Origin of the sequence: Ramlibacter humi, assembly GCF_004681975.1 — a bacterium.
In the GTDB taxonomy this organism is placed as follows: Bacteria; Pseudomonadota; Gammaproteobacteria; order Burkholderiales; family Burkholderiaceae_C; genus Ramlibacter; species Ramlibacter humi.
Genome location: NZ_SMLK01000009.1, coordinates 55,513 through 72,722 on the forward strand (window position 1 = coordinate 55,513; position 17,210 = coordinate 72,722).

18 protein-coding genes are annotated in these 17,210 nt (G+C 66.9%); 11 read left to right on the forward strand and 7 right to left on the reverse strand.

What is annotated here, in order from left to right:
• Positions 1 to 38 precede the first annotated feature (38 nt).
• Positions 39 to 1,016, forward strand: coding sequence for an AI-2E family transporter (locus tag EZ216_RS19505; RefSeq protein WP_167772979.1), 978 nt, complete (start codon positions 39 to 41; stop codon positions 1,014 to 1,016).
• A gap of 6 nt (positions 1,017 to 1,022) precedes the next feature.
• Here EZ216_RS19505 and EZ216_RS19510 read toward each other — a convergent pair whose 3' ends face one another.
• Positions 1,023 to 1,274 carry a hypothetical protein gene (locus EZ216_RS19510; protein ID WP_135251467.1) on the reverse strand — a complete coding sequence of 84 codons (252 nt, stop codon included), beginning with the start codon at positions 1,272 to 1,274 and terminating at the stop codon, positions 1,023 to 1,025.
• Between the two features lie 296 nt (positions 1,275 to 1,570).
• On the opposite strand from EZ216_RS19510, the gene EZ216_RS19515 reads away from it, so the two are divergent.
• On the forward strand, positions 1,571 to 2,185 hold the full coding sequence (locus tag EZ216_RS19515; RefSeq protein ID WP_135251468.1) for a LysE family translocator: 615 nt from the start codon (positions 1,571 to 1,573) through the stop codon (positions 2,183 to 2,185).
• 154 nt (positions 2,186 to 2,339) lie between these two features.
• On the opposite strand, the gene EZ216_RS19520 is transcribed toward EZ216_RS19515, so the two are convergent.
• Both EZ216_RS19520 and EZ216_RS21540 read right to left on the reverse strand, forming a co-directional pair.
• Complete coding sequence (locus EZ216_RS19520; RefSeq protein ID WP_167772980.1) at positions 2,340 to 3,332, reverse strand: TauD/TfdA dioxygenase family protein; 993 nt, start codon at positions 3,330 to 3,332, stop codon at positions 2,340 to 2,342.
• Between the two features lie 40 nt (positions 3,333 to 3,372).
• Complete coding sequence (locus EZ216_RS21540; RefSeq protein WP_167772981.1) at positions 3,373 to 4,368, reverse strand: hypothetical protein; 996 nt, start codon at positions 4,366 to 4,368, stop codon at positions 3,373 to 3,375.
• A 30-nt stretch (positions 4,369 to 4,398) separates the two neighbouring features.
• Here EZ216_RS21540 and EZ216_RS19530 point away from each other — a divergent pair, with 30 nt between their 5' ends.
• Together EZ216_RS19530 and EZ216_RS19535 are read left to right on the forward strand one after the other, a co-directional pair.
• Positions 4,399 to 5,568: a YcaO-like family protein gene (locus tag EZ216_RS19530; RefSeq protein ID WP_167772982.1), complete on the forward strand. Its 1,170-nt coding sequence runs from the start codon at positions 4,399 to 4,401 to the stop codon at positions 5,566 to 5,568.
• Positions 5,569 to 5,592: 24 nt separating this feature from the next.
• Positions 5,593 to 6,876 (forward strand): O-acetylhomoserine aminocarboxypropyltransferase/cysteine synthase family protein, encoded by a 1,284-nt coding sequence (locus EZ216_RS19535; protein ID WP_135251472.1) that lies wholly within the window; start codon positions 5,593 to 5,595, stop codon positions 6,874 to 6,876.
• 11 nt (positions 6,877 to 6,887) lie between these two features.
• Here the strand turns inward: EZ216_RS19535 and EZ216_RS19540 are convergent, their stop codons facing one another.
• The 4 genes from EZ216_RS19540 to EZ216_RS19555 form a co-directional block, all read right to left on the reverse strand.
• Complete coding sequence (locus EZ216_RS19540; protein ID WP_239024449.1) at positions 6,888 to 8,042, reverse strand: aminotransferase class I/II-fold pyridoxal phosphate-dependent enzyme; 1,155 nt, start codon at positions 8,040 to 8,042, stop codon at positions 6,888 to 6,890.
• Between the two features lies 1 nt (position 8,043).
• Positions 8,044 to 8,784, reverse strand: coding sequence for a 2OG-Fe(II) oxygenase (locus EZ216_RS19545; RefSeq protein WP_135251473.1), 741 nt, complete (start codon positions 8,782 to 8,784; stop codon positions 8,044 to 8,046).
• Positions 8,785 to 8,790: 6 nt separating this feature from the next.
• Complete coding sequence (locus EZ216_RS19550; protein ID WP_135251474.1) at positions 8,791 to 9,456, reverse strand: hypothetical protein; 666 nt, start codon at positions 9,454 to 9,456, stop codon at positions 8,791 to 8,793.
• 75 nt (positions 9,457 to 9,531) lie between these two features.
• Positions 9,532 to 9,735: a hypothetical protein gene (locus tag EZ216_RS19555; protein ID WP_135251475.1), complete on the reverse strand. Its 204-nt coding sequence runs from the start codon at positions 9,733 to 9,735 to the stop codon at positions 9,532 to 9,534.
• 225 nt (positions 9,736 to 9,960) lie between these two features.
• Between EZ216_RS19555 and EZ216_RS19560 the strand changes: the two genes are divergently transcribed.
• The 7 genes from EZ216_RS19560 to EZ216_RS19590 all read left to right on the forward strand — a co-directional run bounded on the left by EZ216_RS19560 (position 9,961) and on the right by EZ216_RS19590 (position 17,037).
• Positions 9,961 to 10,524, forward strand: coding sequence for a GNAT family N-acetyltransferase (locus EZ216_RS19560; protein WP_205959716.1), 564 nt, complete (start codon positions 9,961 to 9,963; stop codon positions 10,522 to 10,524).
• A gap of 12 nt (positions 10,525 to 10,536) precedes the next feature.
• Positions 10,537 to 11,313 carry a methyltransferase domain-containing protein gene (locus tag EZ216_RS19565; RefSeq protein ID WP_135251477.1) on the forward strand — a complete coding sequence of 259 codons (777 nt, stop codon included), beginning with the start codon at positions 10,537 to 10,539 and terminating at the stop codon, positions 11,311 to 11,313.
• On the forward strand, positions 11,310 to 12,137 hold the full coding sequence (locus tag EZ216_RS19570; RefSeq protein WP_167772983.1) for a class I SAM-dependent methyltransferase: 828 nt from the start codon (positions 11,310 to 11,312) through the stop codon (positions 12,135 to 12,137). The genes EZ216_RS19565 and EZ216_RS19570 overlap by 4 nt, the downstream gene beginning before the upstream one ends.
• A gap of 165 nt (positions 12,138 to 12,302) precedes the next feature.
• On the forward strand, positions 12,303 to 13,061 hold the full coding sequence (locus tag EZ216_RS19575) for a hypothetical protein (protein WP_135251479.1): 759 nt from the start codon (positions 12,303 to 12,305) through the stop codon (positions 13,059 to 13,061).
• Between the two features lie 63 nt (positions 13,062 to 13,124).
• The gene (locus tag EZ216_RS19580; protein WP_135251480.1) at positions 13,125 to 15,101 is read left to right on the forward strand and encodes a YcaO-like family protein; all 1,977 of its coding nucleotides are present in this window, start codon (positions 13,125 to 13,127) and stop codon (positions 15,099 to 15,101) included.
• An 8-nt stretch (positions 15,102 to 15,109) separates the two neighbouring features.
• The gene (locus EZ216_RS19585; RefSeq protein WP_135251481.1) at positions 15,110 to 16,105 is read left to right on the forward strand and encodes a hypothetical protein; all 996 of its coding nucleotides are present in this window, start codon (positions 15,110 to 15,112) and stop codon (positions 16,103 to 16,105) included.
• Between the two features lie 47 nt (positions 16,106 to 16,152).
• Positions 16,153 to 17,037: an integrase core domain-containing protein gene (locus tag EZ216_RS19590; protein ID WP_135251482.1), complete on the forward strand. Its 885-nt coding sequence runs from the start codon at positions 16,153 to 16,155 to the stop codon at positions 17,035 to 17,037.
• The last annotated feature ends 173 nt before the right edge of the window (positions 17,038 to 17,210 follow it).

Consider the following 17,210-nt stretch of genomic DNA (forward strand, 5'->3'; position numbering starts at 1 on the left):
CACAGGAGCGCGCGATCGCCACCTTCTCCCCCCGCACCGTGGCGCTCGCGGCCGTCTGCGCCGCGCTGCTGCTCGTGCTCTGGCTGCACCTGCTTCCCGCCTTGCTGGCGGGCGCGGCCGCGTATGCCGTGTACGGGCGCATCCGCGCGGTGGTCGACATGCCGCGCTCACCGCATCTGTCCGCCGCTGCCACCGTCGGCCTGACGCTGCTGGTGGCGGTGGTGGCGATCGCGGGCGCGGTGGAAGCGGTGCATGCCGTGTGGACGCCGCGCGGCGGCCTGGCCGGCCTGATGCAGTTCCTGGCCGACGCCATCGACGGCCTGCGCGCCGCGCTGCCGCCTTCGATGGCGCAGCACCTGCCCGAGTCCGCGGCCGACCTGCAGGACATGCTGTCGCAATGGCTGCGGGCCAACTCGCACCGTGTGCAGCGCTGGAGCCGCTACGCGCTGGAGTTCGCCGCGCAGGTGTTCGTCGGCACGGCCGTGGGCCTGCTCTTCGCCGTGCAACGGCCGCTGGAACAGGCGCTGCCGGATGCAGCCGGCGTCGTGCAGACCCTGCGCCGCTTCGTCCACGCGTTCGCCGACGTCGTCGCGGCGCAGCTGCGCATCGCGCTGGCCAACACGGTGCTCACGGCGATCTACCTGCTCGGGGTGCTGCCGGTCGCGGGCGTGCACCTGCCCGCATCGCGCACGCTGGTAGTGCTGACGCTGTTCATGGGCATGGTGCCGCTGGTGGGCAACCTGATCTCGAACGCGGCCATCCTGCTGGTGGCGCTGACGGTGTCACCCGGCGTGGCGATCGCCGCGCTGGTGTACCTGGTCGCGATCCACAAGCTCGAGTACCTGCTGAACGCGCACTTCATCGGCCGGCGCACGCAGGTGCCGGCGGGCATCCTGCTGTCGTCGATGCTGGTGCTGCAGGCCGCGTTCGGGCCGGCAGGCTTGCTGGCCGCGCCGATCTACACCGCGTGGCTGTTCGGCGAGCTGGCCGGGCCGCGCGACGACGGCCCGGCCTGAGCGGGATCAGGAGCCTTGCTGGCCCTGCTGGGCCCTTTGCTGCTGCGCCTGCTGTTGCGCGTTCTGCTCCTTCTTCGCGGCTCGATGGTGGCCTACGGCACAGCCGGCCGCGGCGCCCACCGCGCCATGCTTGCCCGCTACGTGGCCGGCCACACCGCCGACCGCGGCGCCCTTCAGGCAGCCCTTGGCGGAGGCGAAGGGAGCCGCCAGTGCCAGGCAAGCGGCCAAGGCGGGGACGACGATGACAGAGGCTTTCATGGGAATCTCCTTGGGAAGTTCGGGATGCTTCCAAGGTAGCGCTCACCGGCCGCACCCGGGGCCGGTGCGGGTCCACGCCGCCAGTAGGAGCATGGCGAGTGGCGTGACGGTGACGCCGCACGCGCGCTGACGGGCCGCTGACCGGCTCGGCAGCAACGGATCGAGCCCTGTCCATCGAGCCCTGTATTGCCTGCGTGATCGATACAGGTGCCGCGACGCGCCCGCGAACTGTAGTGACCGTATCCTGCCCGAACGCCTACAGTGCACCGCATGCAAGCGCAGGCGAAACTTTTTTCATGAGCACGTCGGAGCTGACCGCCCTGCTGCTCTTTTGCACGGCGATGAGTTTCTCGCCCGGGCCCAACACCACACTGTCCACCGCCCTCGCCGCCAACCACGGCCTGCGCCGCGCGCTGCGCTTCTGCCTGGCCGTCCCTGCCGGCTGGACCTTGCTGATGCTCGCGTCCGGCCTGGGGCTGGGTGCGCTGGTGCTCGGTGTGCCCGCTTTGCGCCTGGGCGTGAAGGTGTTCGGCATCGCCTACATGCTGTGGCTGGCCTGGCGGCTGGCGCAGGCATCGCAGCTGGGCCAGGTGGACGAACGCCGCCTGAACGTGAGCTTCCTTCAGGGCATGAGCCTGCAGTTCGTCAACATCAAGGCCTGGATGCTGGCGCTCACGCTGACGGCAGGCTGGGTGGTGAACGCGGGCGGGCAGCCCGCGACGAACCCGGGGCAGCGGCTCGCGATCATCTGCGCCGTGATGATCCTGTTCGCGTTCATCAGCAACCTCGCCTATGCGGCGGCCGGTTCGTTGCTGCGGGAGTGGCTGGCGAAAGGGCGCAGGCTGCTCTGGTTCAACCGGGGGTTGGCGCTGGTGCTGATTGCGACGGCGGGGTGGATGGTGACGGTGTGAGGCCGGGGGCGTCCAACGTCCTCAGGGCGTCGACCGATCACGCGAGGCGCTGACGGTGCAATCCGCACATGAGCAACAGCCTGCGCAGTTGGATCGCCGACGCCGCGTTTCGCGTGCGGGCCCTGGTGGATTTCTCGTTGCCCTCACCCGGGCATCACCCTGCGCCCTGCGAAACCACCTCGGGCATGGATGAAGGCACGGTTGCGCCGCCATCGGAGCGAACCGTCGTGCGCCACATCATGCGCTGCTCGGCAGCGGCGTCGTACCATGTCGCGGTGTGGATGAGGCAGCGGTTGTCCCACACCAGCACGTCGCCCTGTGTCCATTCGTGCACGTAGGTGAACTCCGGGCGCGTGTAGTGCACCAGCAATTCATCCAGCAGGCGCGCGCCTTCGCCATCGGGGCCTGGCTGCATGCCCACGAAGGGGCCGTCGAACCAGTCCATCTGGGCGCGTTCGCACAGGAACAGCGATTTCTTCCCTGTCACCGGATGGATGCGCACGACGGGCTGAGTCGCGAACTGGTCCGGCGCCAGCGCCGGGGACGGCTTGCCGGATTCCGCGCTGCGCCGGTCCCGGCCGGCACCAGGTTTGCAATGCATGCCCTGCAGGTTCTCGACCTTCTCGCGCAGGTGCTCGGGCAGGGCGTCGTACGCCAGCGTGCCGGAAGCAAAGATCGTCTGCCCGCGTCCGCGCGCCACCGGCGTCTGCGCATAGAGTACGGAGATGTCGGGCGCCGGGTTGCGGTAACTCTGGTCCGAGTGCCAACCGAAGCGCTGCGGGTACTGCACCGGCAACCGCCCTTCGGGTGTCAGCGGTGGCACCGGCAACGCCGGCGACGGCGGTGAACCCGGAATCATGTTCGTCACCATGAAAATCTCCGGCGCGCTGGGGTGCGACAGCATCGGGCTTTTCAGGATCGCACGGTAGTTTTCCACTTCCGTGCCGAACAGGTAGCTCAACTTGACCAGCAGCTGCGGCTCGCGGCCGATGTCCCCAAGACCCGGAATCAGCAGCAGACCGCCCGCGTCCGCGAGGGCCTGCGGCAAGCCTGTCGGCAGTTCAGTGCCCAACGGTTCCGACAGCCGCACGGTGGCGCCAAATCTTGCGCCGGGAAGCGGCCCCGTGACTTGAATCTGGCTGGTCATGAATTTCCCTCCTTTTTGCAACGGCGATGCAAGCGCCGGTTCACGCGAATAGATCCTCGAACATGGCCGCATAGCCTTCCGGCGGCATCAGCGAGTTGGTGTTCATCTCGAGCCACCAGAGGTTGTTGTCCTGGTCGAGCATGCCGTCGGCCGTCAGCATGATCGGAACCGGCATCGTTTTGCGCAGCAGTTCGGCCAGGGCCCTGCCCATCTCGTGCAACTGCCTGCCTGTGCGCCGCAATAGCTCGTCGAGCGCGTTGTCGCTTTCCGCGGTGGCACCCAGCTTGCTACCGGCATAACGCGGGCCATAGCGGAAGTCCACCCACGCTTGCCGCTGGTCTTCCAGCACGTCGTCCATGCGGAGCCCCTGAAAGGCCAGGCAGTCGCGCGCAGTAGGAAGGTCTTCGAAGTCCTCCCACTTCCGGCGGCCCCGCCCCACCTTGCGGCGCAGCAGGTCTTCGACGGTGGAGCGGCCATCGCCCGTGATCTCCGGGAACGGGTCCATATGGGCGAAGAACGGGCGGCTGCCCCAGAACCACGCCTTGATCATGTGGCCCTGCACGAACTGTTCGGCGAACAGGCTGCCGTGCTCATTCACTTCGTGGTCCTCGATGCGCACCGGCGTGCCGGCGCGATAGGGACCGGTCAATCCGCGGGCGAAAGAGCCTATGCGGGGCTTCAGCACGTAGTCCATCGCAGGCGGCTGGGCGGCGGACCCCCATGTGGCCGGCGTGCGGATGCCGCATTGCCGCAGGTGGGCTTTGAACATCTGCTTGTCGGTAGAACAAGGGTGCGCTATCGTGGTGTAGGGCCGCCAGCCGCCGAAACCGCGCGCGTCCGGCGTCAACGCCGGCAGATGCACCAGGCGGCCCTGCACCGTCCCTTGGAATATCGGGTACATGCGGTAGTAGCGACCGCGATGCTTCACCTCCAGGGTGAGATCCGACATGTCCAGGGTCGCTTGGCCACCCTCCGCCTTGATCCATCGCTGGATCGCCATCAAGTGGTTGAACGTGACGTGGATGTAGACAGCCATTCAGTTTCCTTCGTGGGGATGCGCCCCGTGATGCAGGTCGAGCGCATCGATGCCTTGGCGGATGCGAGCTTCCAGTTGGCGCGGGCGCGGCTGCAGTGGCCAGGCGGCCGACAGAGTGAAGGCTGGGGGCGCGATGCCGACCTGCAGTTGGCGGGCCTGAAGGCCGTTGCCGAAGCCGTCGAGCGGCATGCGTGCGAAAGCCTGCCGCCGTCGGCCGTTCGATCCGCCGCGGCCGCCCTGCCCCGCTGGATGCACCCGGACCTGTTCGTTCGCTACGCCGATGCGCAATACGCGTCGCCGACCTTCCCCTTCGTCCGCCTCGATGCCGGTGAGCAGCGCTGGTGGATTCCGGCGGAATCGATGGACGACGGCCGGGCAACGTTCGTGCTCGCCGACTGCGCGTGCCTGTCCGACGCTTTCGACGCCGCATACCGCCGGCGGCTGGTGACTTCCGCGACGACGTCGGGCTGCGCCACCGGCGCCAGCGTGGGCGACGCGATTGGCCGCGCAACGCTGGAACTGGTCGAGCGCGATGCCTTCATGCGGCACTGGCTGCGCCAGGCACCGGGTGCCGAGATCGACGATGAGTCGCTGCCCGGCCGTGCACGTCGCAGGCTGGCAGACCTCCGGCATGCCGGCTGCCGCGCAGGCGCGCAGTGGCTCACGCTGGGTGTTCAGCCGGCGCTGCTCGCGTGGGCGCAGCACGACGAGCGGGCCTTCACATGTGTGGGAAGTGCGTGCGGCTTCGACGCCGACGCTGCGCTGGAAAGCGCGATGAACGAACTGGAAACGATGGCGCGCGCCAGGCTGGAAGGCGTGCCTGAAGTCCCGATCGCTCCCGTGCAAGTGCGCGGCCCGGCAGATCACGGCGCCTTGTACGCCACGCGAGCCCATTTCCGCGATGCGGATGCACTGCTGGCCGCGGGACTGGGCAACGGCGTCGCGTTCAGCAAAGTCGCCGCGACCCTTTCGCGGGACGTCGCCGAACTGCAGCAGCGCCTGCGCATGCGCGGCCACTCGCTTTGCTGGATGGACCTGACGGTGCCGCATGCCGTATCCTTGATCGAAGGCATTGCGCTGCACACGGTGCGCGTGGTTGCCCCGGGACTGGTGCCGATGGCTTTCGGCCATGGGCTGCTCCCGCTGGGCATGCTCGAAAACATCGAAGCGGGTGGCGGCCGGGTCCACCCCTTCTGCTGAAAACACACAGGGGGAACACCAGGCATGGAAGATTTCTGGCGGCTCGAGACCTCCATGGTCCACGCAGGCTATGGCCCCGAAGCACACCAACGCGCGGTGGCATTGCCCATCTACCAGACCGCCGCGTTCGCGTTCGACGACTCGGCCCATGCGGCGGACCTCTTCGACCACAAGATCGACGGGTACGTCTACACGCGGCTGGGCAATCCCACGGGGCAGGTGCTGGCCGACCGCGTGGCCGCGCTGGAACAAGGCGTGGGTGGCGCCGTCACCGGCTCCGGCCAGGCAGCGGTCGCCTGTGCGCTGATGGCCATCGCCGAAGCCGGCGACAACGTGGTGGCGGCCAGTTCGCTGTACGGCACCACCTACCACCTGCTGGCGCAGACCTTGCCGCAATACGGCATCTCGGTGCGCCTGTGCGACTACAACCGGCCGGACCAATTCCGGCAGGCCATCGACAGCCGTACGAAGGCGGTGTACTGCGAGACCCTGGCCAATCCATCGGGGCACGTCGCCGACTTGGCAGCGCTGGCCGAACTGGCTCATGCCGCCGGGCTGCCGCTGGTCGTCGACAACACGCTGGCCACGCCATACCTGTGCCGCCCTTTCGAGCACGGCGCCGACGTGGTGGTGCACTCGCTGACCAAGTACATGGCCGGGCATGGCATCGCACTGGGCGGCGCCATCGTGGACAGCGGCCGCTTTCCCTGGGCCGCCCACGGTGACCGCTTTGCACGGCTCACGCGTGCCGAACACGGCGTGCGGGGCCAGTCGTTCGTCGACGCCCATGGCGCGCAGGCTTTCGCAGCACGCTGCGTCAACGGCCCGCTGCGGACGATGGGTGCCGTGCTGGCGCCGCTGAATGCCTTCCTCATCCTGCAGGGCATCGAGACACTTGCACTGCGCATGGACCGCATCTGCTTCAACGCGGGACTGATTGCGCAATTCCTGTCGGAGCATCCGGCGGTCGCCTGGGTCAGCTACCCCGGCCTGCCGGCCCACCCCGATCATGGCGCTTGCCAGCGCTACATGGGTGGCCGGGCTTCGGGGGTGCTCAGCTTCGGCGTGCGCGGCGGACGCCAAGCCGGCGCCGATTTCCAGGACAGGTTGCGGCTGGTGCGCCGGTCCACCAACCTGGGCGACTGCAAGACGCTGGTCTGTCACCCGGCCTCCACCACTCACCGGCAGCTGTCGGCGGAAGACCTGCGAAAGAGCGGCACGCCCGAAGACCTGGTGCGGTTGTCCGTGGGCATCGAGCACATCGAGGATCTGCTGGGGGACATCGACCAGGCCCTGGCTGCGCGCTGAACGGGACGACGTCACAGCAGCAGCGCCAGCGCCTGCGACAAGTCGTCCAGCAGGTCTTCCGGCGCTTCCAGCCCCGCGCTGAAACGCACGAGTTCGCCCGCCAAGGGCCGTAAGCTGGCGACGTCCCGCCCATACGACAGCACCAGGCTCACCGGGCCGCCCCAGCTGAACCCGATGCGGAACAGCTGCAGCGCGTCGATGAACCCGTCGATGTCCTGCTGCGAATACTTCGCATCGAACACCACCGAGAAGATGCCCGCGGCAGCGCGGCAGTCGCGTTGCCAGAATTCGTGGCCGCACGCGCCCGGCAGGGCCGGATGCAGCACTTCGACCACGGCGCCGGAACCGGCCAGGTGTCGCGCCAGCAGCCTGCCGGTGCGATCGTGCGCCGCATACCGGACCGCCAGCGACTGCAGGCCACGAAGCACGGCTTCGGCTTCCCCGGCAGGCACGTGCAGCCCGAACCGCGCAGAGCAGCGCTTGAGGGCGTCGTACAACGACTTGTCCCGCACGGACACGCTGCCCATCACCACGTCGCCTGCGCCGTTGGCGTACTTGGTCAGCGCCTGCGCCGAGATGTCGATGCCCAGGTCGAACGGACAGAACGCCACGCCGGCGCCCCAGGTGTTGTCCAATGCCGTCAGCACGCCCGCCTGCCGCGCCGCCGCGGCGATCGCGGGCACGTCGGGGAATTCCATGGTGATGGAGCACGGTGCTTCCACCCAGACCAGCCGCGTGGCCTCGCCGATACGCAGGGTGGACAGGTCGGTGGGGTCATACAGCGCCACCTGGATGCCCCAGGACGCCAGCTCGCCGGTCAGCAGCGCGCGGTGGGCGGGGTACACGTTGATGGGAACGACGACTTCGTCGCCTGGGCGCAGCAGCGCCATGTGCACCAGCGCGATGGCATTGAGCCCGCTGGCACACAGGAGCGCGTGGGCGGCGCCTTCCAGGTGAGCAATGCGCGCCTCCAGCTCGAACGTCGTGGGAGTGCCGTGCGGCCCGTAGATGAAACGGTCCTTGGACAGCCAATCGCGCTGCCGCCACGCGGCCATGTCCGGGAAGAACACGGTGGAAGCGCGGAAGACGCCGGGCTGAACACTGTCGAAGCCGGTGGTGGGCCAATGCTCCTGGTGAAGGAGCTGCGTTTGTGGCTGCAGTGCCACTTCAGCCTGTTCCCGCCGAAGCTTCACGAGGCACCACCTCCCACCACCGCGTCACGGTGATGCGGGTGCCGGCCCGCACCGGCAGCACTTCGTGGCGGAACCAGGCGGTTGCCGGGAAAACCACCAGCTTGCCGGCCGTGGGCGGAACGGCCATCGGCTGGCCGGTCGCTTCGTCCACCAGCGAGTTGAAGCGCAGTTCGCCGCCGGCGAATTCCATCTCACCGGCGCCGTCGGCGGTCTGTGTGGTGAGCCACAACACGCCCACCAGGTGGCGCTGCGGCTTGATCACGGTCCAGACCGTGCGGCCGTGGTCGTCCTGGAAACTGTCGCTGTCGTCGGCATGGTCGCCCAGGTGATCCCCGGCGCCATAGAAGATGCACTGGTCGCTGATCCGGCGCGGCACCGAATGCCGCACATCCAGCCCGAGGAGCGGGAAGGCCTGCAGTGCGTGGCGGTCCAGCGCGTCGAACGCGCTGTCCAGCCCCGGCAGGTCCGTCTTCAGGTTCCTGGAACTGCGGAACCTGCCGTTGATGTCCCAAGGCGAAGAGTGTCCTGGGGCGTACCGGGTGGGGGATTCCCAGCTCTGCCCGGCGCCATGCGCCTGCAGCACCGCGCGCGCCATCTGGCGACAGGTGTCGGGGGCGAGCGCCACGGTGGTGTAGACGTCCGGTTGGGCCAGGTTGGGCCGCGGGCCTCCGGGCTGGTCGGTCTCGATCTTGGGTTCCAGGAACCGGTAGGCCATGGCGGTTCAGGCGGGCACTGCGGCCCGGTAGTCGAATTGCGCCGGGAGCAGCGCTTCCTCGAGGTAAGTGGTCACCAGCAGGACCGCATGGCCGCTGCCGCGGTTGAAGTAGGCATGCGGGAGCACGTTGTTGAATTCGAACAGCTCGCCACGCCGCAGCGGGGCCCGGAAGCCGCAGACCATGAATCGGTCGTCTTCATTGAACCGCAGCGGCAGGATGGTGCGATGCGACGCCTGCACTTCGACCAGCCCGCGCTGGACCGTTTCGTCGGACAGGTCCACCCGCATTCCTTTCAGGAACACCGGCCCGTCCACATGGAACCCCAGCGTGCCGCCCGCGCGAATGACGTACAGGCCCATCTTGATGGTGAGCCCGGGCCCGTAGTTGGCCGCATGCATGTCCGACCAGTGCTGCACGCGCGCGGCCAGATCGGGATCCTGGAACACCGGAGGCGGGACGGGCACCGCATCGAATTCGAACGCAGCATCGGAAGGCGCGAGGTGGTCGCCCAGTTCGCCTTCGTGCATCAGGATGTGGAACGCGATGTCCTGGTGCTCGCCATCCAGGCGCGAGCCTTCGGCCTGCCAGAAAGGATGGCGCTGCAGCACCTGCTGCCAGTCGCCGTCGTCCACCTGCGCCAATGCGTCGTACAAGCTGGATCGCAGATACATCGGGTACTTCCTTGCAAACCGGAAGCTGCCCGCGCCACTCATGGCACGGGCAGCGCCCTAGCAGGATGCGGCTGGTCAGTAGATGCCGCCGCCGCCGCCGGTACACAGGGCACTGCGCACCAGTTCGGCGCGGGCTTTAAGACGGTCGGACGGCATGGCCTGGGGCGCCGGAACTGTGAAGTTCACGGCCCAGGCCTTGCGGGCGGCTGGAGCGGCGTTGGGCACGGCGGCGAACGCGGATGTGGCGAGGACTTGGGCAGGCTTGTGCTCAGGCTTCATGTCGAACCTCCATTGGTCATGCTGGCGGGACGCTGGCAGCCGCCGGTGGCCGGCCAGCCTCCCCCGAAATTCCATCGGTCGTTCCGGATGGTGCCCGTATGTCCTCGGATTCACCGAACTGTTTAGTGGGCCGCCCGCCCTCTCGGGAATGGGTTGCGGCGGCCGCTGCCCTGGCTACAGTCGCGCGCCATGCTGGACCGGCAAGTATTGATGGAGGGGCGCCACGTGAGGCTCGAGCCCCTGGCCCAGGCGCACCTGCCTGGGCTGATGCAGGCCATCGACAACGGGGCGCTGTGGTCCAACCCCTACACCTTCGTCCCGCAGCCGCAGGAACTGGATCGGTTCCTGGACCAGGCCGAGGCCGGCGCGGCCGCGGGCACCGAACTCGCCTTCGCCATCGTCGACAGTGCCAGTGCACAGGTGGCCGGCAGCACCCGATACCGTCATATCGCGCCCCATCACGGCAAGCTGGAGATCGGCTACACGTTCATCGCGCGCTCGTTCCAGAGGACGTACGTGAACACCGAAGCCAAGTACCTGATGCTGCGGTTCGCCTTCGAGGAATGGCAGTGCGAACGGGTCGAATTCCAGACCGACGCGCTGAACGCGCAGTCACGCGCCGCCATTGAGCGCCTGGGCGCGCGGCAGGAAGGCCTGCTGCGCCGCCACTACCGCATGCGTGATGGGCGCATGCGCGACACCGCGATCTACAGCATCGTGCGCGACGAGTGGGACGACGTCCGCACCGCGCTGGAAGACAAACTCCTGGCCCACGAGCCAGCCGCCTGAGGGGAGGCCGACATGGGCAACCTGAACCCGCAAGCCCATCGTGCGATCGACGAAGGCGCCGCGACGCTGGAGCGGCACCGCAAGCCCGCGGACAACCTGCTCCCCGCCGCGGACAAATGGGCTTTCGACGAGAACGTCACCAGCGTGTTCGATGCCATGCTGGAGAACTCCATCCCCGGCTACGCCGACATGCGCAACTGGGTCACCCGCCTGGCCAGGCGCTTCGTGCCGGAGCGGGGTGGTGTCGTCATCGACATCGGGGCCTCGCGCGGCGACGCGCTGGCGCCGCTGCTGGCGGAACGGCCGGATTGCCAGTTCTACGCGGTGGAAGTCTCGGAACCGATGCGCAGGACGATGCAATCGCGCTTCACGGGCCGGGCCGTCACCATCCTCGCCGACGACCTGCGGTACGAGCATTCCGTGTTCGATCGCCCCACCGACCTGGTGCTGTCGGTGCTCACGCTGATGTTCGTGCCCATCGAATACCGCGCGCGCCTGGTGAACCGCATCCACGAGAACCTCAAGCCCGGCGGCGCCTTCATCCTGGTGGAGAAAACCATCCAGCAGGACCCCCTGATGGACGCCATCTTCAACGAGGAGTACTACCGCTTCAAGGCCGACAACGGCTACACGGCAGAAGCCATCCACCGCAAGAAGCTGTCGCTGGAAGGCGTGCTGGTGCCGCTGACCCAGCAATGGAACGAGGACACCTTGCGCGCTGCCGGCTTCCGCCACGTCCAGACCTTCTGGCGTGCCGCCAACTTCTGCGGCATCCTGGCCGTCAAATGAACGTCTTCAACCACGACAGCCTCTGGATCACCGAGGACAACCGGCGCCTGCGGGCGGTGAGCCCCACGACCCCGGAAAGCATGAACCACAAGCACGCGGCCATGCTGCCCCCGGGCACCCTGGACGGCAAGACCGTGCTGGACCTGGGCTGCTGCATCGGCGGCACGGGGTACTGGGCTTTGCGGCACGGGGCGGCGCACTACACCGGGGTCGAAGTGCAGGACGAATACGTGCGCATCGCGCGGGCGCTGTTCGAAAGCGAAGACCTGTCCGCCGGCGTGACCATCCACCATTCCGACATCACGGCCTGGCTGGAGGGACAGACCCGCGGCCGCGCACCGGCCAGCGCGGCGGCCCTGCACGACGTGGTGGTGATCGCCGGCGTGCTGTACGGGTACATCGACCCGCTCTACGTGCTGCGCATGGCCAGCGAACTGGCGCGGGAATGCGTGGTGATTGACAACGCGTACCCGCGCACGATGCGCGACCCGCAGGCCTCGTACATGGACATCATTCCCGAGCAGCGCATGGTGGTCGCAACGCACGACCACGAGATCGGCATCGGCGCGGGCTCCAGGTTGTCGCCGGTAGCCCAGGACGTGATCATGGGCAACTACGGCTTCTACGCGCAACGCATGGCGGTGGCGCCCATCACCGATGGGCACGACTCGTACAACGCTGCCTACCGCAATCTGGCAGGAGGGTTCTTCCCCATGCGGTACGTCACCCGCTACACGCGGGCGCTCACGGCGATGAAGTCGGTGAACGAGGCGATAGCGAGTGGGGAAGTGCTGTTGGGGCCGCAGGCGGTGCCGCCGCAGTGAGTGGTTGAGAGCACGCCAGCGGGCTTGGTTGGGGGGAGCAGGAGACAGCGGTATCGGGGACGAGCGCCGCACGCGCGGTCGATCCCTCGCCTGCCGCTAAACAGGGCACGGAATCCGTGGATATACCTGCATCAGCCCTTTGACCGAGCGAGAAAGGAAACTGCCATGGGCATCATCACCCGCCACGAAGGTCCCGTCTACATCGACGGGGAGCAAAGCTATCTCCTGACCCGTTCCTCCGAGGCTGACGCCAGGGACGGCTGGTCTATCTATCAGCGTCCGTACCGGCCGGGCAACCCGCAGGATCTGCTGCGAGACGCGTGTACCCAAGAGACGACGTGCCTGCTCGCTGGAAACCGCGTCGGGATGGCCGACGGATCGCTGAAGCCCATCGAATTGGTGCGTGCCGGCGAAATGGTCATGACGATGTCGGGCCCGAAGCGCGTCGAGAAGACTGAAACCACGACACTGGGCCTCACTCGCCGCGTGATCGAACTGCGCGGCCTCGGCGACCAGGTCCTTTTCCTGTCCAGCGACCATCCGCTGTGGGTCGCGCGCAAGGACCCGGCCGGCCAGCGCAAGGAATGGTGGGGCACGTACAACATCCACCACACCATGGCGGAGATGAACCAAGGCACCGGGCTGGAATTCCGCGAGCTGCCGTTCATCCTGCACTACGACCTGCCCGAACAGGTGGCGCACGAGTCAGGATGGGTGCATGTACGCCCGGTCTTCCACGATCTGCCGGCCTCCACCCAACTCCACAACATCATCGTCGAGAACGGCTTCAGCTTCATCGCCGAAGGCTTCCCTGTGCTGAGCCATGTCCGTGACCAGCAAGGCCCGGCCGCTCCGTGGCGGGGCCTGGACAACGGCGTTTCGGTCACCATGGCGATGGAGCGCCTGGTACCTGCCGAGGGCTGACCCTCATCTCGGCTCCTCTCGGCCGGAGAGAGCTCCGCTCTCTCCGGCCGCACGCGTTTCCGAGTGGAAGAAGCAGCATCTCACCAGATCCGTCCGGTCCTTGCAGGGCCGGGCGTGGTGCGAGGCCGATCGCTGACGGTCCGGGCACCCGATGGCCAACTTGTGGTGCGGGCCAACTCGCGCTACCTGAAAGCTCTGGCCGAATGGTGCGACGGCCAAAGCGATCTCGCCACGCTCACAGCACGGGCTGGTGCGAAATGGGGACCGTCCAATTTTCCAAGGTTCCTCGCTTCGCTGGTCGATGCCGGCGTCCTGGTCGACGCGCAGGTTGCCGCGCTGCGGGCCTTGCGGTCCCCCTCGACAAGCCCATCCACCTCCACTGCCGCGCCCACCGAAGGCCACGTCCTTCCGACCGAAGAAGACCTAGTCCAACTGGCCGGGCTGCTCGCTGACACAGACGCACTCCAGCTCACGTTCGTGCTTCTGCGACGCATCGGCACGCTTGCGGAGGGAGCGTACCGCCCATCCCGAGCGGGGGATTCGCCCATCGGCAGCCTTCGCTACCTGGGTCCCGTTGGCACGGAAATCTACCGCGCGATGCACGACCCGCTGCTGCTGGTCCGCCAGTCGGTCCTGTTGCTGGTCAGCGCATCTATCCAGCCAAGTGCGACATGCGCGAGATCCGCGCTGCTGGAAGCCGGAGCGATCGCGCACCAGGCGAAGGAGTGGGCGGCCTCGCGGGGCATGGGCTGGGCGGAGGACCTGCCCTTGGACGAAGAGCACCTGCCAGCCTCTTGTGCCCTGAGCTCGCAGTACATGCTCTATGCAGCAGGCATCGGAGCGTGTCACCGAAATGGAGACGACGAGGACATGCCTCGACTCGCCTGGATGGATCTGCCGGGACATGGAGGCCTTGCCATTGCTCAAGCGGCGCCTGCCACGCCTGCCGGACAACGGCCGGCTTTCGTCGCCTGGGGACGCTCGCATGACCCCCGGCAAGCACTGATCAAGGCTTTGGGCGAATACGCTGAGAGGCAGGCTTTGCGGCAGCCAGCCCCAACTGTGGAAGCGCGAATGTCGGAGCTGCCCGGCGCAGTGCATCCCGATGCATTCGTGCGGTACACACGGCGCCAATTCGCCGATCCTGCGCTGCGCGTCAAGGCATTCAACATCGACAAGAAGCATCGCTGGGTACAGGCGAAAGAATGGACCACTGGCGAGAAGGTCTGGCTGCCGGCGGAGTGCGTACACGGTGCCCGCCTACCGCCCGAGGGCGGCGGGGGGCCCTCGCTGGCCCGCCCAACGTCCTCCGGTTGTGCCGCCGATGCGGACATCGACGTCGCCATCGAACGTGCCACCTACGAATTGATAGAGCGCGATGCGTTCGTCCGGCATTGGCTGGCCCAAGCCCCGGCCGATCGTGTCCAGCCGGATTCGCTGCCGTCCGACATTCAGGAAAGGATCGGTCGCCTGCAGGCGATCGGTTGCGAGGCCACGGTCCTCTGCATGACGATGGGCCTGGGCCCTGCCGTCCTGGTCCTGATCCGGAATGCGCGGCTGGCGTTTGTTTGTGCCGGGTCGGCCTGCGGCTCCGACCTGCTTTCCAGCATCGAGCGGGCCTTCACCGAAGCCGAGTTCGCGGCCGTCGTGCGCTGCACAGCGACCGCGAGGCCGAAAGCCATGCCGATGCGGCAAGTCGCATCGCCGGAAGACCACGCCAACCTGTACGCGACGCGTGGCCGCTTCCGTCGTGCGGACGTGCTGATCGGCCCTCCGGACGCCGCTGTCATCGCACCAGAGATCCGCTGGCCCACCAATCTGCGGGATCGGCTGCAGACTGTCGCGGGCAGACGGCCGGTCTACTGGGTAGAACTTCCCGGCAACAGTGCACCCCGGCAACTGGACGGACGGCGTGCCCGCGCGGTGCGGGTGCTTGTGCCGGACTGCATCCCCCTCGCGTTCGGCTATGGCAGCTTGCCGGAAGCCATGGTGAGCCACCCTGTGTCCCCCGTGGCCCGCTTTCCACATCCACTTTCCTAGCGACGACCATGGCCTACATCAACGCATTTCTCACCCATTTCCGTGCAGTACAGGAATGGGGGCGAAGCACCCAGGCGTCCATCGAGCTCGACGTGATGAACTTCGAGATGGAAGTGAAATGCCGGGGCCGTTACTACCACCTGTTTCCGCAGTTCGTTGGCGCGATCAATGGCCGCTTCTTCAACATGCCCGCGCTGACGCCCGACACCGGTGGCTTCATCGGCTGGCTGCCCTATCGGCTGGTGAAGTACGAACTGGCCAGGGACAAGCTTTACTTCAAGACGTTCGTGCGCGAAGCCGGATTGCTGACACCCGCCAGCTGGGACTTGGCCGCGGAATCTCCGTCCCCCAACCGGGACTACATCCTGAAAAGATCGATGGGTTCTTTCGGTTATGAGCTCGCCGGCCCCTTCCGGGCGGGCACGGCCCCGCCGAAAGGCAGGCTGGCCACCGGCAACGGCACGGTGTTCGCGGAGCAATTCATCCGCGGCCGTTCGCTGAAGGTGTGGTACTGGGGACAACGGGCCTTCTTTGCTCACCTGCGGGAGCCTTCCGAAGTGCTTGCCGACGGCTCTTCGACGGTGCACGCGCTTGTCGATCAACGCTTGAAAAGCGGCCACAACGCCGACCTGGAGACGTACAAGGAGCGGCACGTGGTGCAGGATTGCCTGGCCTTCCAGGACCTCGCATTGGCCGACGTTCCGAAGAAGGGAACGTCCGTACTGGTGGACTATCGCTATGGCCGCGAGTACCGGCCCGCCGCCAGCAGCCTGCAATCCGACAACGAGATGGCTTTGATCCCCGCGCCGGCGATGCAGGCGATCGAGGCCGCCGGCAGCCGTTTTGCAGCGAAACTGCTGGAGAACATGCCGGCGCCGGTCGCGTATTCGCTGGACGGGGTCATCGATGAGGAAGGCCAGGTCTGGTGGCTGGAGGCCAACTCGAATCCGGCGTTTCCGCCGGAGGGGTACGCGGCGATGTTTGGGGACTTGTTTGGGGGATGAACAGGGTGGACCTTGGCACGCCACCTCTGCCATAGAGATGTACGTCCATGGCGATCCTTGTCTTGATGGCCGCAGCTGCGCTCCTGTTGCTGCTGGCAATGCGCGCACCCACGCGATCGAGCGCTCCACGCCGCTGTCGCCGCTCGCGATCTGATCCGGCAGCAGGAAGTACGGCCCGCCGCAAGCCGGAATGGGTCGTGCAGGAAGTGATCTACCTCGCCAGTCACCTGCGCAGCTGCCGGAAGGTCAAGGAAGCCTTCAACCGCGCTCACGGTTCCGCAGCCCGTATTGGCCACACCTTCGCTTGGGAAGTCATGCGCGATCACGCGCTCGCCATCGAGCAAATGCGTCGCGCGCGCAAGCGGCGCTCACCAGCGCCTATGCCGCTACGCCGCCATTGGGCTCTGGACATCACCTTCTTGCATCGTCAGTGGCCAGTTTTGGGCATCCTGGATGCCGGCTCTCGTCAGGCCCTGCTGCTGCGCCATCTGTCTTCGAAGTGCGCCTTCACGTTGCTTGGGCATCTGCTGATCACGATCGGACGATTCGGAATTCCCGAATCCATCCGCACCGACTGCGAGGCCATGTTCTTCTCGCGCATGTGGCGCACCACGCTGCAGGCGCTTCAAGTCTCTCATCGCCACGGCCCACCGCGGCAGCCCTGGCGCAATGGCCGCATCGAACGCTTCTTCGGAACACTCAAGTCCGCGCTGCGCGAGCGCGTGGTCGACAGCGGCGCGGCAACGCAAGGTGATTTAGAGCGCTTCCGCCTCTTCTACAACCACCTAAGGCCGCACTCGGCCTTGGGCGGCTTGACGCCGGGAGAAGCTTGGAATCAGTTGGACCTGAGCGACATGCAACGCGCTTACGCACGCCACGGAGCGGTATGGGTCAGCTTTGGCAGAGAAAAAGCGTTGGCTCTTCGGTGTTAAGGGCAGGCAAATCGAGGAAAAAACAGACTGTCCGCCGAAAGGACAGAGAAAGTAGCGCCGCGCTCGTCGAAATTTAGCTGAATGAAGTATCGGACACGAAAGCAAGCGTGACGAGCGGCGCCATCCAGCTGCTCTGAGGCGTCAGATCGACCCAGATTTGCTCAAAAAGCCGG